The 14,777-nt window shown below is 68.0% G+C and carries 12 protein-coding genes; 5 read left to right on the forward strand and 7 right to left on the reverse strand.

Translation table 11 applies throughout. The features are described 5' to 3' along the window. Nucleotides 1-2: 2 nt before the first annotated feature. The 3 genes from AB0M14_RS16185 to AB0M14_RS16195 form a co-directional block, all read right to left on the reverse strand. Nucleotides 3-1,073: a LacI family DNA-binding transcriptional regulator gene (locus AB0M14_RS16185; protein ID WP_364994856.1), complete on the reverse strand. Its 1,071-nt coding sequence runs from the start codon at nt 1,071-1,073 to the stop codon at nt 3-5. A gap of 95 nt (nt 1,074-1,168) precedes the next feature. After that, nucleotides 1,169-1,735 carry a helix-turn-helix domain-containing protein gene (locus AB0M14_RS16190; protein WP_364994858.1) on the reverse strand — a complete coding sequence of 189 codons (567 nt, stop codon included), beginning with the start codon at nt 1,733-1,735 and terminating at the stop codon, nt 1,169-1,171. A gap of 127 nt (nt 1,736-1,862) precedes the next feature. Further along, entirely contained in the window at nt 1,863-4,682 is a 2,820-nt protein-coding gene (locus AB0M14_RS16195; protein WP_364994861.1) for an aconitate hydratase, read from the reverse strand. A gap of 325 nt (nt 4,683-5,007) precedes the next feature. Here AB0M14_RS16195 and AB0M14_RS16200 point away from each other — a divergent pair, with 325 nt between their 5' ends. The 5 genes from AB0M14_RS16200 to AB0M14_RS16220 all read left to right on the forward strand — a co-directional run bounded on the left by AB0M14_RS16200 (nt 5,008) and on the right by AB0M14_RS16220 (nt 11,459). Then, the gene (locus AB0M14_RS16200) at nt 5,008-5,544 is read left to right on the forward strand and encodes a DUF6676 family protein (RefSeq protein ID WP_364994865.1); all 537 of its coding nucleotides are present in this window, start codon (nt 5,008-5,010) and stop codon (nt 5,542-5,544) included. A 180-nt stretch (nt 5,545-5,724) separates the two neighbouring features. Next, nucleotides 5,725-7,143, forward strand: a complete 1,419-nt coding sequence (locus AB0M14_RS16205; RefSeq protein WP_364994867.1) for an NlpC/P60 family protein — start codon at nt 5,725-5,727, stop codon at nt 7,141-7,143. Between the two features lie 388 nt (nt 7,144-7,531). Next, nucleotides 7,532-9,115, forward strand: coding sequence for a CocE/NonD family hydrolase (locus tag AB0M14_RS16210; RefSeq protein WP_364994870.1), 1,584 nt, complete (start codon nt 7,532-7,534; stop codon nt 9,113-9,115). After that, a complete protein-coding gene (locus tag AB0M14_RS16215) occupies nt 9,112-10,653 on the forward strand; it encodes a glycoside hydrolase family 20 protein (RefSeq protein WP_364994872.1) in 1,542 nt (513 codons plus the stop codon). The genes AB0M14_RS16210 and AB0M14_RS16215 overlap by 4 nt, the downstream gene beginning before the upstream one ends. Then, entirely contained in the window at nt 10,650-11,459 is an 810-nt protein-coding gene (locus AB0M14_RS16220) for an alpha/beta fold hydrolase (RefSeq protein WP_364994874.1), read from the forward strand. The genes AB0M14_RS16215 and AB0M14_RS16220 overlap by 4 nt, the downstream gene beginning before the upstream one ends. Before the next feature lie 16 nt (nt 11,460-11,475). On the opposite strand, the gene AB0M14_RS16225 is transcribed toward AB0M14_RS16220, so the two are convergent. The 4 genes from AB0M14_RS16225 to AB0M14_RS16240 all read right to left on the reverse strand — a co-directional run bounded on the left by AB0M14_RS16225 (nt 11,476) and on the right by AB0M14_RS16240 (nt 14,763). Next, nucleotides 11,476-12,522 carry a medium chain dehydrogenase/reductase family protein gene (locus tag AB0M14_RS16225; protein WP_364994876.1) on the reverse strand — a complete coding sequence of 349 codons (1,047 nt, stop codon included), beginning with the start codon at nt 12,520-12,522 and terminating at the stop codon, nt 11,476-11,478. A gap of 76 nt (nt 12,523-12,598) precedes the next feature. Continuing rightward, the gene (locus AB0M14_RS16230; protein ID WP_364994878.1) at nt 12,599-13,168 is read right to left on the reverse strand and encodes a TetR/AcrR family transcriptional regulator; all 570 of its coding nucleotides are present in this window, start codon (nt 13,166-13,168) and stop codon (nt 12,599-12,601) included. A 66-nt stretch (nt 13,169-13,234) separates the two neighbouring features. Then, nucleotides 13,235-14,026: an ABC transporter permease gene (locus AB0M14_RS16235; RefSeq protein WP_364994880.1), complete on the reverse strand. Its 792-nt coding sequence runs from the start codon at nt 14,024-14,026 to the stop codon at nt 13,235-13,237. Beyond that, on the reverse strand, nt 14,014-14,763 hold the full coding sequence (locus AB0M14_RS16240) for an ATP-binding cassette domain-containing protein (RefSeq protein WP_364994883.1): 750 nt from the start codon (nt 14,761-14,763) through the stop codon (nt 14,014-14,016). The genes AB0M14_RS16235 and AB0M14_RS16240 overlap by 13 nt, the downstream gene beginning before the upstream one ends. Nucleotides 14,764-14,777: the final 14 nt, after the last annotated feature.

Raw genomic sequence — 14,777 nt, forward strand, 5'->3', positions numbered from 1 at the left:
GATTATTCCTTTCCGGTGGGCAGGCGGCGGGCCGGGCCGGTGCTGGATCGGATGATCAGCTCCGTGGGCAGCACGACGCGTTCTTCGGTGTAGGTCGGATCCAGCAGCATGCGACCGAGCAGTTGCCCTTTGCTCCGGATCGGCTGACGGACCGTGGTCAGGCCCGCGTTCTCGGCGGCCGGGATGTCGTCGAATCCGGTGACCGAGATATCGCGGCCCGGGATCAAGCCGCGGCGGCGCATCGCTTCCAGGACGCCGAGCGCGAGCACGTCACCCCCGGCGGCGATCGCGGTCGGCGGATCGCGGCGGTCCAATATCAGTTCGGCCGCGGCGATTCCGGATTCGACCGAGTTGTGACCGCCGGTGACAACGGTCAACTTCGCCGCAGCGCCCAAACCCTCGCGGACGCCCTGCACCCGCAACTGCGCGTTGTTGTAAAGCGCCGAGAGATCGGTGATTTCACCCGCCGCGACCGCCGCTCGCCCGGAGTCCACGACCATCGCCACCTCGGTATGGCCGAGTTCGGCCAGGTGTGTGCCGACCGCGTGCGTGGCGGTCAGCTCGTCGATCACCACCCGCCGCCCGGGAAAGTCGTCGTCGGAATGCGCGAACGGCAGTCCGCGACTCGAAATCACCTCGAGCGCAGGATGATTGGCATCGACACAGTAGGCGGCGACGCCGTCGACCACGGCATTGCGCACCGTCTCGACCGACTCCCGGATGGCCTCCTCGTCGGCTCCGGGCTCGAACCGCGGCAGCGGAATGAGCAGCAGCCCGGTGCGGGTCCGCTCGGCGACCTCGCTGAGCCCGGCGAGCAGCCCGACCGCGAACGGATCGGAGAACGCGTAGGACAGCTCCTCGGTGAGCAGCAACCCGATCGCACCGGCACGCCTGCCGCGCAGCGTGCGCGCGGCCGCGTCCGGCCCGGAGTATCCGAGCTCGCGGGCCGCGCTGAAGATCCGCTCGCGCAGGGCGTGCGAGAGCTGTTCCGGCTTGTTGTACGCGTTCGACACCGTCGACATCGACACGCCCACGGCCGTTGCCACGGACTTCATGGTCGCCTTGGGGGGCATGCGGGGAACCTGTCTGTATCGATCTAGTAAATCGTTCTACTAAAACGATACAGAAGAACTCGCGGCAATGCCAGAACGAGGGGAATCCGGTGGTGTCAGTCCTTGCGGCGGACCGAAGCCTCGACGAGATCGAGAACGGCGGAGAGGTTCTCGTTGGTATGGCCCGAGGCGATACGGGCGATCAGGCCGTCCAGGACCAGGTCCAGATAGCCCAGGAGCACATCGGTGGGGACGTCGTCGCGCAGCGCCCCGGCGGCCTTACGGCGTTCCAGGCGGGCCAGCGTGGCGGCGGTGAGTTCGGCGGAGCGCTGCGTCCAGCCGGCTCTGAAATCGGGGTCGGTCCGCAGGCGTCTGGCGATCTCCAGACGCGTTCCGAGCCAGGTGAATTCCTCGGGATGGGCGAGCATGTCCCGCATGACCTGCACCAGGCCCTGATTGGCGGCGACGTCGGCCATGCGCTCGGCGTCCTCTTGCGCGAGCGCGAAGAACAGCGCGTCCTTGTCGCGGAAGTGATGGAAGATCGCCCCGCGGGACAGGCCGATGGCCTCTTCCAGGCGGCGCACGGTGGCGCCGTCGTAGCCGTACTCGCCGAAGCAGCGGCGGGCGCCGTCGAGGATCTGGTTGCGCCGGGCGACAAGGTGATCGTCGCTGACCTTGGGCATGGGCGGACTCCTCCGGGCTGAGCGGGCAGTGCCGAAAAGCGTTGATGCGGAGAGGTCCGCGCACCGCACGCTGCGTTCATGCAGGAAGTGCGGTGCGCGGACCTAACTTTCGAGCCGAGCTACAGGACTAGCCGCGAATCATGTTGCGCAGCACGTACTGCAGGATGCCGCCGTTGCGGTAGTAGTCGGCCTCACCGGGGGTGTCGATCCGGACCACCGCGTCGAAGGTGATCTTCTCACCGTTCTCCTTGGTAGCGGTCACCTTCATGGTCTTCGGAGTCACACCCTCGTTCAGCTTGGTGATGCCCTCGATGTCGAAGGTTTCGGTGCCGTCCAGCTTCAGCGACGCGGCCGACTCGCCGGCCGGGAACTGCAGCGGGACAACGCCCATGCCGATCAGGTTCGAGCGGTGGATGCGCTCGAAGGACTCGACGATGACGGCCTTGACGCCCAGCAGGCTGGTGCCCTTGGCGGCCCAGTCACGCGAGGAACCCGAGCCGTACTCCTTGCCGCCCAGCACGACCAGCGGGATGCCCGCGGCCTGGTAGTTCTGCGAGGCGTCGTAGATGAAGGCCTGCGGGCCGCCGTCCTGGGTGAAGTCGCGGGTGTAACCACCCGAGACGTCGTCCAGGAGCTGGTTGCGCAGCCGGATGTTGGCGAAGGTGCCGCGAATCATGACCTCGTGGTTACCGCGACGCGAGCCCAGGGAGTTGTAGTCCTTGCGCTCCACGCCGTGCGAGTCCAGGTACTGCGCGGCCGGGGTGCCCGGCTTGATCGGACCGGCCGGGGAGATGTGGTCGGTGGTGACCGAGTCGCCCAGCAGCGCGAGCACGCGCGCGCCCTTGATGTCCTCGACCGGAGCCGGCTCCATTTCCATGCCGTCGAAGTACGGCGCCTTGCGGACGTAGGTCGAGTTCTCGTCCCACGCGAAGGTGTCGCCCTCCGGGGTGCTCAGGCCCTTCCAGCGCTCGTCGCCCTCGAAGACGGTGGCGTAGGAGTTGGTGAACATGTCCCGGCTGATCGCGGACTTGATGGTGTCGTCGATCTCCTGCGGCGACGGCCAGATGTCCTTCAGGAAGACGTCGTTGCCGTCGGTGTCCTGACCCAGGGCGTCGGTCTCGAAGTCGAAGTCCATGGTGCCCGCGAGCGCGTAGGCGATGACCAGCGGCGGGGAGGCCAGGTAGTTCATCTTCACGTCGGGGGAGATGCGGCCCTCGAAGTTACGGTTGCCCGAGAGCACCGCGGTGACCGAGAGGTCGTTGTCGTTGATCGCCTTGGAGATCTCCTCCGGCAGCGGGCCGGTGTTGCCGATGCAGGTGGTGCAGCCGTAACCGCCCACGTAGAAGCCCAGCTTCTCCAGGTACGGCCACAGGCCGGCCTTCTCGTAGTAGTCCGAGACGACCTGCGAGCCCGGGGCCATGTTGGTCTTCACCCACGGCTTGGAGGCCAGGCCCTTCTCCACCGCGTTGCGGGCCAGCAGGGCCGCGCCCAGCATGACCGACGGGTTGGAGGTGTTGGTGCAGGAGGTGATGCCCGCGACCACGACGGCGCCGTGATCCAGGACGAAGTCACCGCGCTCCGGATCGGAGACCTTGACCGGCTTGGTCGGACGGCCGACATTGCCGTTGGCGGCGGAGGGGATGAGCACCGCGTCGTCGTCGGCGAAGGACAGCACGGCCGGATCGGAAGCCGGGAAGGACTCCTCGATGGCCTCGTCCAGGTGGGTGTGCGGGGTGGCCGCGGCCGGGCCGGACTCCGCGTCGTTGGTGTAGTTGTGGATGTCCTTGCGGAACGCGGTCTTGCTGTCCGACAGCAGAATCCGGTCCTGCGGGCGCTTCGGGCCGGCGATGGACGGCACCACGGTGCTCAGGTCCAGCTCCAGGTACTCCGAGTACGCGGGCTCGTTGTCCGCGTCGTGCCACAGGCCCTGCTCCTTGGCGTAGGCCTCGACCAGCGCGAGCTGCTCGTCGGTGCGGCCGGTCAGGCGCAGGTAGTTGATGGTCTCCTCGTCGATCGGGAAGATCGCCGCGGTGGAACCGAACTCGGGGCTCATGTTGCCCAGGGTGGCGCGGTTGGCCAGCGGCACCTCGGCGACGCCCTTGCCGTAGAACTCGACGAACTTGCCGACCACGCCGTGCTTGCGCAGCATGTCGGTGACGGTGAGCACCACGTCGGTGGCGGTGACGCCGGGCTTGATCTCACCGGTCAGCTTGAAGCCGACGACGCGCGGGATCAGCATGGAGACCGGCTGGCCCAGCATCGCGGCCTCGGCCTCGATGCCGCCGACGCCCCAGCCCAGCACGCCCAGGCCGTTGACCATGGTGGTGTGCGAGTCGGTGCCGACACAGGTGTCGGGGTAGGCCTGGCCGTTGCGGACCATGACGGTCGGCGCGAGGTATTCGATGTTGACCTGGTGCACGATGCCGACGCCCGGCGGGACGACCTTGAAGTCGTCGAAGGCGCCCTGGCCCCAGCGCAGGAACTGGTAACGCTCGCCGTTGCGCTCGTACTCCAGGTCGACGTTGCGCTCGAGGGCGTCGGCGCGGCCGAACACGTCGAGGATGACCGAGTGGTCGATGACCATGTCGGCGGGGGAGAGCGGGTTGACCTTGGACGGGTCGCCGCCGAGGGTGGTGACGGCCTCACGCATGGTGGCGAGGTCGACGATGCAGGGCACGCCGGTGAAGTCCTGCATGATCACGCGGGCCGGAGTGAACTGGATCTCGGTGTCGGGCTGGGCGTTGGGGTCCCAGTTCGCGATCGCGCGCACGTGGTCGGCGGTGATGTTCGCACCGTCCTCGGTGCGTAGCAGGTTCTCCGCGAGGACCTTCAGGGCGTAGGGGAGTTTCTCGGTGCCCGGCACGGCCGAGAGACGGAAGATCTCGTAGGAGTTGCTTCCGACCTCGAGGGTGCCCTTGGCGCCGAAAGTATCGATACTCTTCGTCACGTCAGCTCCACTCGTCTGTGAGGGTGGCCGTCGGCGGGGCTGTGCCGTCGGCCTACGTTTTTGGAGGATTCCCACCCCGTAAGGTGCGGGTTCCTCGCATGCCTGAGCTTAACAGTACGCTTGTCCTGTGAAACGCCGGGGGCCCAGGGGGTGGCCGGTTGGCGGGCGTCGCGCCACCAATGCGAGACTGCCTCGCGTACTGTGCTTTCGAGCTATTCGGGGTGAGTGCACCCCGTAGTGATGGATGCCCGTCGCCTCGCCTGCCGATGCGGCTCGACAGACCGGATGGAAGATGACCGTCTCGCACACATCGGTTTTCCGACCCATGGCCGCGGAACTGCCGCCGCCCGTCACCGATAAGACCATCAGGAGTGTCATCATTCCTGATCTCGCGGACGATCATGTCGCCAATCTGACGAACAAGCCGATGCCGCAACTCGCGGCCATCGCGGCGGACGCCCGGTCCCAGGGGATCGAGCTCAGCATTGTGGTGGTTCCAGGCAATCCCGGACACGACTCGAGCCTACGTGACCTGGCGACCGAGGTCGGCAAGAGCGAGCACGGCACGGTCGTGGTCTTCAGTGACGACTGGCTGGGCACCTACAGCGATTCGATCAGCCGGGTGCGGCTCGAATGGGCCGAGGACGCCGCCAAATACAAGGGTGGCGGGCACACCGCGGAGGCGGCGCAGATCTTCGTCGACCGGTTGGAGTCCGGCTACGACCTGTCCTGGACAGGGATCACCAGCGTGTTGCTCGCGGGCACCGTGCTGGGTATCGGCGGGCTCTATCTGCTGAAGTCGCGGCGCCGGAGTTCGGAATCGGAGGGTGCGGCGCCGGTGTCCGGTTCGGCTCCGCAGTAATTTTCCAAACGGTCGGTCTCTTTCTCGTCGTTTCTCCCCTTCTTGGGTTGGCTAGGGCGCTGACCAGGGCAAATTACTTCGGTGTGATTCTGTTACTAGAGTTTCTTTAGTGACTGAAGTGTCGTACGGTTCCTGTGAGCTCATTATCGCCAGGCTGGATTTCGGATCCATGGAGGTGCGATGCGCAGGAACGGCGACCCGGTCCAACGACGCCCCATTTCGGTCGCCCTCGGGTTGCTGATCTGCGCGGTGGTCTTCGCGACGGCGGGCCCGGGCAGAGCCGTCCCGCCCGCTCCACCCAATCCCAGCGACGGGCAGATCGCCGAGGCGGGCGCGCAGGTCGAGGCGCGGGTCGGCGAGGTCGGCGCGCTGATCAACGAGGTCGCCGCGGCCGATCAGCAGCTCCAGGAACTGGACGCCGCGGTGGCGGCCCGGCGCGAAGCGGTCAACAAGGCGCTGGTCGACCTCCAGGTCGCCCGCGAAGCCGCCGACGCGGCCGCCGCGCGGGTGCAGCAGACCCAGGATGAATTGGCCACCGCCGCAGGCGAAGTCGACGAAGCCCGGAAGAATTTCGACAGCTTCGCCACGCAGGCCTACACCCGGCCCGGCATGGATTCCATGCTCAGTCATCTGGGGGCGCGCAGCCCCGGTGACGCCATCGACCGCTCGCAGATCATCGGCCTGGTCACCAAGAACCGGCAGCAGATGCTCACCGAGCTACGGCGCGCCCAGATCGGGCTGGGCAACAAGAACTCCGTTGCCCGCCAGGCGAAGGCCGAGGCCGACGCCGCGGCGGCCGCCGCCGAGCAGGCGAAGCTCGCCGCCGAGCAGGCCGTCGCCGCCGCCAAGGCCGAGCTGGAACAGCAGACCGCCCGGCGGGATCAGTTGCAGCGCGACCGTTCCGCCGCCCAGGCCCGGCTGGAGCAGGCCCGGACGAATGTCGCCGGCCTGCAAGATCAGCGCCAGGCTTTCGTGGCGTGGGACGAGCGCCGCCAGGCCGAGGAGACCGCCATGCGCCAGGCCGCCGCCGAAGCGCGCGCCCGCGCCGGCGGCGACCAGGACGCGCTGGATCGCGCCGCGGCGCTCGCCGAAGGCCGCCGCCCGCACACCTCCGTCGACGACGACGGCAAGCCGCGCCGCAGCAAGACCCGCCCGTCCCAGCCCTCGGTGCGGGGCGCCGCGGCGATCGAGACCGTGGTGGACCGTGCGCTGTCCCAGCTCGGCGTCATCTACGCGTGGGGCGGCGGCGACGAGAACGGGCCCACCCTCGGCATCCGGGACGGCGGCGTGGCCGACGCGCACGGCGACTTCGAGAAGGTCGGCTTCGACTGCTCCGGGCTGATGATCTACGCCTTCGCGGGCATCGGCCTCTCGCTGCCGCACTACAGCGGCTACCAATACACCATGGGCACAAGGGTTCCCGTCGAGGAACGGCAGCGCGGCGACATGGTGTTCTGGGGCGCCAACGGTTCCGCGCACGTCGCCCTGTATCTGGGCGACGGCCAGATGGTGGAGGCCCCGCAGTCCGGCGACGTCGTCAAGGTGACTTCGGTACGCGAAGGCGGAATCATGCCCTACGCGGTGCGCCTCGTCGACTGACACATACCGCGTTTCGGCTGGTGGCCGAAAGATGCCGCAGCCCATGGCATGTCCCGAAATTGCCATTTGGTTTACGCATTATTCGAGATAGGGCGGCTAGTCGAGGGTTCGGATCAAGATCTGTGCCGCCCCGGCAATTGATCCGATGATTGTTGATGATCGGTTTAATCATTTATAAAGCACAAACGGTCAGCTAGCGTGTGTGCGAGATGGGTACGAACGCGTACCTATCTCGGCCTCGGCGATGGGTAGGACTGACCGCATGCACCAACTTCCAGCTCCCGATTTGGTCGGCACACTCCTGGGCTATCTCCTGATGTCGCCGCTGTCGCTCCTGCACAATCTCGGACTCGCCCTCGCGAATCTGCTCGGCCACTAGGGAGTTTCGATGTCGAAGCGACTGGCGAGCGTTCTGGCCGCCGCCACCCTCATCGCCGCCGGAGCCACCCTGGGCGCCGCGCCGGTGACCGCCGTCCCGATTCCGGGCGGCCAGGCCACCACGCTGTTCATTCCCGGCGCCGGTGGCGTCCGGCTCAACGCAGTCATCACCGCGCCCGCCGATTTCGGGGCGCGCAAACATCCGCTGGTGCTCCAGCCTTCCGGGTGGGGCATGCCGGCCATGGGCAGCCTCGGTTCGGCCTACAAACTGTCCAGCGGAGCGGATTTCGTCTCGATCGAGTACACCGCGCGTGGCATGTACCTGTCCGAGGGTGAGGTCGACATCCTGGGTGCGAACGACGCCGCCGATGTCTCGGCGATCATCGACTGGGCCATCGCGACCTTGCACGTCGATCCGGACCGCATCGCCATCGCGGGCGGTTCCTACGGTGCGGGCATGGCGATCATCGGCGCGGCGCACGATCCGCGGATCAAGGCGCTGGTCGCCGACTCGCCGCCGGGCGACCCGGCCGAAGCGCTCGCGCCCAACGGCACTCCGAAAACCGGTGGCCCCGTCGCGCTTGCCCTCGCGGGTGCGGCGACCAACCGGTTCAGCCCCGATCTCACCGCGCGCGGGCTCGACACCATCCTGCGTGGCCGGGGCGGCGCTTTCGATTCCCTGCCCGCCGCGCGGTTGCTGGCCCGTGCGGTGCCCGCGCTCAACGCCAACGGCACCGCGGTCTTCCTCGCGCACGACTGGCAGGACAGCCTGCTCCCGGTGGACCCGGTGTACTCGCTGTTCGATCAGCTCACCGGACCCAAGAAGCTGTTCCTGCAACCGGGCGACCATTCGACCGGCGGCGGTCCGGGTCAGGTAGCGGGGCTGCCCAATCCGATCTGGGATGCCGCGCTGCGCTGGCTCGATCACTACACCAACGGCGCGGCCAACGGGATCGAGAACGAGCCCGTGGTGACGATGGAACCGGCCAATACAGGCCCTTACGTGCACTTCGCTTCGGTCGCCGCCGCCGCGCGGGCCGTGCGCTCGCTGCCGCTGTCCGCGCCCGCCGCCGGTGTCATGGGCGCGGATCCGGCCGAAAGCTGGGTGCAGTCAACGGTTTCCGCGCCGACCATCGCCGTAGCGGCCGTGCCCTACCTGACCGGAACACTGGCGCAGCTCGGGGCGGCGCCATCGATTCCGATCGGCGGCATCGACCGCACCATGGCGGGAGTGTGGCGCAGCGCCCCGTTCGCCGGCGGCGGTGTGGTCTCCGGACACCCGCGCCTGAATCTCACGGTGATTCCGGCGAGTACGGATCTGACCCTGATCGGCATCCTGTACGACGAAGCGCCCGACGGCACCGGCAAGGCGATCAGCTATTGGCCGCTCACCCGGCGCGGATTGGCCCCGGGCGTACCGGCCACGATGGCGTGGGATCTCGCGCCCACCTACTGGAATATCGCGCCTGGGCACCGGCTTTCGCTCACCGTCACCTCGCAGGATCCGATTCCGTTCCAGAGCTCCACGCCGCTGGGCAGCACCGTGACTTTCGCCGCGCCGTCCACCGTGGACCTTCCGGCGAGTGGCGCGTGAACCGGCGTTCGCTGCTGGCGCTGACGTTGCCGGTGCTGGCCCTGGGGGCAACACCGGTCCCGGCGGCAGCTGCCTCCGCCGTGCCGGTGACGGTGCCCAGTATTCGCCGATTCGATGGCGGCCCCGGGCAATTCACACGCACCGCGGATACCCGCATCGTGGCTTCCGGTGCCGCCGCGGCCGTGGCACAGCTGCTGGCCGGTGATCTCGCCCGAGGCGGCCGCGCCGTCGCGGTGGCCTCGGGACCCGCGCGGCCCGGCGATGTGGTGCTGCGCGTCGACGCCGCGGGCCCGCCCGAACCGGAGTCCTATCGCATCGACATCGGCGACGTCGTGACCCTGCACGCCCGCACTCGGCAGGGCCTCACGCATGCGACGCAGACTCTCCTGCAATGGTTCTCGCGTTCGGCCACACTGCCCGGCGGAGTCGCCACGGACTGGCCGGACTTCACCGAGCGCGGGCTGCTGCTCGATGTGGGCCGGCAATTCCTCAGCGTGGACTGGATCAAGCAGCGCATCCGCGAGATGGCCTTTTATCGGATGAACCTGCTGCAACTGCACCTTTCGGACCGTTTCGGTTTCCGGCTGGAAAGCAGCAGCCGGCCCGAGATCACCTCGGCGCAGCACTACAGCCGCGCCGATCTGACCGAGATCCTTTCCTATGCCGCGGATTTCGGTATCGAGGTGATTCCCGAGATCGGATTCCCGGGGCATATGAACGCCATCCTCGCACCGTACCCGGAGATGGTTCTGCATCCGGCCGCCACCGGTCTTGTCGACGCGGTTACCGACGGACTGCTGGCCGGCACCGCCGAAGGCCGGCTGGACCTGTCGCATCCCGGCGCCGGTCAGCTCCTCGAGGATCTGCTGCACGAATTCGTGCCGATGTTCCCCGGCCGCTACTTCCACCTCGGCGGCGACGAATATGTGTCCGACTTCAGCCGCTATCCGCAGCTCACCGCCGCCGCGCGGGCCCGGCTCGGTCCGGAGGCAGGCGGGGCGGACCTGGTGGCGCACCACGTGAATTGGGCAAACGGCATCGTGCGTTCCTACGGCCGGACCGCCCGCCTCTGGAACGACGGAATCCCGCGTGGCACAAGCCTTCCGGTGGACACCTCGATCATCGTCGACCATTGGACCGGTGGCGGCGGCCTGCTGCCGTGGGCCGGCAACGACAACGGCCCCGAACAGCTGGCCGATCAGGGCTACGTGCTCAGCAACTCCGCGTTCACCCCGACCTATTGGGCCTCGGGCGGCTACGCAGCCCCGATGAACGCGCCGACGGGGCTGCTCTACGCGTGGGACCCGGGGCTTTTCGTGACCGGCGCCCGGCTGCGCCCAGACCAGCGTGCGCGGCTGCTCGGATCGAAACTGCATGTGTGGTGCGATGATCCGACCGCGATGACCGAGCAGCAGATGATCGGGCCGGTGCGGGAACGGCTTCCGATCATGGCCCAGCAGTTGTGGTCGGGGACCGGTGGCATCGGTTACGCCGACTTCGCCGAGCGGGTGCGAATCCTGGGGGTGCCCACCGCATGACCGCACGGCGGCTCCGCACGGTGACGGCGGCCATCGCGGCGGCGTGCGCGTTATCGACCGTCCCGGCCGCCGCGGCTCCCGCCGACATCGGTACCTGCACACCGGCTGCCGCGCACCGGGTTCCGGTGGTCCTGTTGCACGGCACCATGGACGATGCCGCCGCCTGGAACGAGCTGGCTCCGCAGCTACGTTCGGCCGGATTCTGTGCGTACGCGCCGACCTACGGCGTCACTGGCTCCCTGCTCGGCCTGGGCGGCCTCGCCCCGGTCGCGCGGTCGGCAACGGAAGTGGCGGAATACATTTCGCGGGTGCGGGCCGCCACCGGGGCCGAGCAGGTGGATATCGTGGGCCATTCGCAAGGCGGAACCATCGCCGCGTACTACGCGAAGGTCCTCGGCCAGGCGGCCAGGGTGCGCTCGGCGATCCTGCTCGCGCCGGTCTCGCACGGCACGAGCCTGGGTGGCGTCGTGGGCCTGGCCGACGCGGTGCCCGGCCTGCGAGGCGCCCTCGATTCCGCTGTGCTGCCGCTCTTTTGCGCCGCCTGCGCGGACCTGGAAACGGGCTCCGCGTTCATGAACGCCCTGGCCTCCGGTCCGATCGCCCAGCCCGGGGTCCGCTACGCGGTGCTCGCCACCCGTGACGACACGGTCAGCACGCCGCCCGGGACCGCGTCCTTCATCGACGAACCCGGCGTGACAAATCTGTTCGCGCAGGAACTGAATCCGGCCCCGGTGTCGCACCAGGGCCTGCCCCGTGACGGGGCGGTCCGGGACTGGATTCTCCAGCAACTGGCCGAGACCCCTTGAGGCCGAGCCGATTCGGTCAAGACCGGGCGTCGGGAACGATCACGACCTTGCCGGTGACGGTTCCGGACTCGGCGAGCTCCAGCGCGCGTGCGGCCTGCGTCAACGGAATTCGCGCGGCGACCTGGGCGTGCAGCGTGCCGGCGGCCGCGAGGTCGAACACCGCGCCGAGGTCCTCGGTGATCCGGTTGCGGAACCGCGTGAGATTGCGCTTCCCGGCCCATAGGTTGTAGAAGTGTGCGTTCCGCTTGTTGGGCAGCATGTTCCACCACAACAGCCGCGCGAACAGCTTCAGCACGGGCAGCCGGGAATTCCCCTCGTCGTTCTTCGTCGAGGCGGTGCCGTAGGAGACCAGCGTGCCGCCCGGTGCGAGCAGTCCGAACGAATCCACGATGCCGGGCCCGCCCACATGGTCGAACACGGCGTCCACGCCGGCCGGTGCGAGTGCTCGGACCTGTTGCGCCACATCACCGCGGTAGTCGACGGCGGTCGCGCCGAGGGCTTCGACGGCCGCCGCGTGCCGCGCCGACGCGGTGCCGATGACGCGAATCCCGGCGGCCCGGGCGAGCTGAACCAAGGTGGAGCCGACCCCGCCGTTGGCGCCGTGCACCAGAATCGTCTGCCCGGCCCGCACCCGGGCGGTCCGATACATCATCTGCCAGGCCGTGATCCCGTTGACGACAAAGGTTTCCGCCTCGGCGGGGTCGAGGGCGGCCGGGACCCGGACGAGATCCGCGGCATCGAGCACGACGTGGCTGCTCCAACCGCCGATCTTGGTGAGCGCGGCGACGCTGCGCCCGACCAGTGCCGGGTCTGCTCCAGGGCCCACCTCGAGCACCGTGCCGACGAGGTCGTAGCCGGGAACGAAGGGGAAGGGCGGCTGGTCATAGTACTTCCCGCGGCGCATCTGCTGCTCCGCGAACGAGACGCCCGACGCCTCGACCCGGATCAAGGCCTGCCCCGGGCCGGGAGCGGGCATGTCGCGGTGCGTGACGAGCAGCCCGTCCGGCTCCACCCGCCCGGGCAGGACGATCTCGACGGCGGTGCTGTTGGCGGTGGTGGACATGATCTTCTCCTAGTGTGTGACTGGTCAATCACTCGTTGGGTAAAAAGAGTGCCCCGCACGGGGGCTACTCACTGAATCAGTGCGCGTTCGGGTGGCGAATGCCCGCGGTGAGCACGGCGGCCCAGTCGCTGTCGTCCCCGTCGAGTTCGAGGGTGGTGATCAAGTGGCAGAGCTGACCGAAGGCGATGAACCGCTGCACCGCGCTGTCCGGCGCGCCGGAGCGCGCCTTGGCGAACTCGGTGACCCGGGCGAGCCCCCGGCGCATCGCCTCGGAAATCTCGGGGATATCGGCCGCCGACAGTGCGTGCACCTGAAGCATCAGCAGACTCTGGTCGGTGATGAGTTCGGCGTACGCGCCGCCCATCTCGTGCAGGATCCGCTCCGGGTCGGCGCCGTGGGCGCGGGCGGCCCCGGCGGACAGCGCGCGTTCCACCAGCTCGAAGCAGCGGTCGAGCGCGGCGACGAACAGGGCTACCTTGCCGGGGAACAGCTTGAACACGTAGGCCGGTGAGATCTCGGCTTTCGCGGCGACGCTGTTGATCGGCGTGCCGTGATAGCCGGTCCGGGCGAACTCGGCGATGGCGGCGTCGACGACGACGTCCCGCCGGGCCTCCGAGGTGGAGAGTGTTGCGCCGCGCTTAGTCATGTGAGTGACTGTACACTCACTCTTCGGGCCGCGCAAGAATTCGGGCCGTGCAAGAAGAGGTATCGATCAGTCGGTGGTGAGGTCGCGTCGGGAAAGACGCACAGTGCCCAGCACGAAGAACACTGCCGCGATGAGGGCGAAGTACGCGAGGGAGCCGTTGGCGCCGCCGAAGATCGGACGGATCGTCGGATACTGGCCCGCACCCAATTCGCCGTTCTTGAACGGCATCCACTGTTGAACGACGTTGCTGATCCGTACCGGCAGCATCGCGGAGAAGGCTTCGATGCCGAACTTCCACAACAGGACCACGCCGACCACGACGCCCGGTCGTGGGATCAGGCCCGCCAGGCCGATGCCGAGGGCGCTGACGAAGAACGCGAAAACCGGCAGGGCCCAGAGCAAACGGAGGCCAGGTGCTGAGGTCAGCTCGACGCGACCCCACACCGTGGGAAACAGGGTTGGAAAGGCCGCGAGGAGAACGAGCACGGCGATCAGGGTGGCGGCCGCGGCGATCAGTCCGAACACGATGAGCTTCGCCGTCGGCAGCAGCCAGCGCCGAGTCTGCGCGCCGTACGCCAATTCCGCTGTCGCGTACTTGAACTCGTTGCTCAGGGAGGCGACGCCCGCCGACATCAGGATGATCGTCGAGAAGATCATGACCCAGTAGCCGGCGTTGTTGGTGTCCATGCCGCCGGTTCCGTTGACCTTGTTCATCTGAGTCGCTATCGCCAGGCTCGCGTTCAGGGCGATCGGCAGTAGGACGGCGATCGGTACGATCGCGAGCCAGACCGGGCTGCGCCAGGACAGTTTCGCGAGTTCGCTGCGGACCGCGCGGCCCAGATCCACTACGGTCCGCACTGTTTCCCCTCGCTGGTACCCGCGTATTCGACACTGCCGCGCGTGACCGCCAGGTAGGCGGATTCGAGTCGGCGCGGGCCCGAGCCGAGCGCTACTGCTTCGTCGCGGTCGGTGTCGGACAGAACTCGCCCGCGGCCCATGATGACGATCCGGTCGGCGGTGATCTCGACCTCGGTCAGATTGTGCGAAGCGACCAGCAGTGTCCGACCCTGCCGGGCGAGTCCGGTCAGCAGCTCACGGAGCCAGAGGATTCCGTCGACGTCGAGGCCGTTGTCCGGCTCGTCGAGCACGATGGTTCGCGGATCGCCGAGCAGTGCGCCGGCGATGCCGAGCCGCTGCAGCATGCCGAGCGAGAAACGGCCGACCAGACGGTTCTGGACGTCGGACAGGCCCACTCGCGCGAGCACGTCGCCGACTTCGCTCGTCGGAATCCCGCCGAGGCGGGCCTGCCACGTCAGGTGTTGCTTCGCCGTGTGTTTCGGGTTCCGCGCGAAGGTGTCGAGGTTGAATCGAACCTCCCGCATGGTGTCGGAGAGCTTGCGGAGTGGCTGTTCATTGATGCGCACTGTGCCCGTGTCCGGGGTGGTCAGCCCGGCGATCATGCGCATGGTCGTGGACTTCCCGGCGCCGTTGGGCCCGAGCAGATAGGTGATCGAGCCGCCGGCGGCCTCGAAGCTGACATCGCTCACAGCGACCTTGTCGCCGAATCGTTTGGAGATGCCGGAAACGCTGATCATCGGCGAGCGGGTCG

It is taken from the genome of Nocardia sp. NPDC051832, from assembly GCF_040681285.1.
Taxonomy (GTDB): Bacteria; Actinomycetota; Actinomycetes; order Mycobacteriales; family Mycobacteriaceae; genus Nocardia.

Bases quoted from the DNA above. Each gene is read 5' to 3' on its own strand.
- AB0M14_RS16205 (WP_364994867.1), top strand. From the start codon at position 5,725: ATGCGCAGGAACGGCGACCCGGTCCAACGACGCCCCATTTCGGTCGCC.
- AB0M14_RS16240 (WP_364994883.1), bottom strand. From the start codon at position 14,763: ATGATCAGCGTTTCCGGCATCTCCAAACGATTCGGCGACAAGGTCGCT.
- AB0M14_RS16230 (WP_364994878.1), bottom strand. From the start codon at position 13,168: ATGACTAAGCGCGGCGCAACACTCTCCACCTCGGAGGCCCGGCGGGAC.
- AB0M14_RS16225 (WP_364994876.1), bottom strand. From the start codon at position 12,522: ATGTCCACCACCGCCAACAGCACCGCCGTCGAGATCGTCCTGCCCGGG.
- AB0M14_RS16210 (WP_364994870.1), top strand. From the start codon at position 7,532: ATGTCGAAGCGACTGGCGAGCGTTCTGGCCGCCGCCACCCTCATCGCC.
- AB0M14_RS16200 (WP_364994865.1), top strand. From the start codon at position 5,008: ATGGCCGCGGAACTGCCGCCGCCCGTCACCGATAAGACCATCAGGAGT.
- AB0M14_RS16220 (WP_364994874.1), top strand. From the start codon at position 10,650: ATGACCGCACGGCGGCTCCGCACGGTGACGGCGGCCATCGCGGCGGCG.
- AB0M14_RS16190 (WP_364994858.1), bottom strand. From the start codon at position 1,735: ATGCCCAAGGTCAGCGACGATCACCTTGTCGCCCGGCGCAACCAGATC.
- AB0M14_RS16185 (WP_364994856.1), bottom strand. From the start codon at position 1,073: ATGCCCCCCAAGGCGACCATGAAGTCCGTGGCAACGGCCGTGGGCGTG.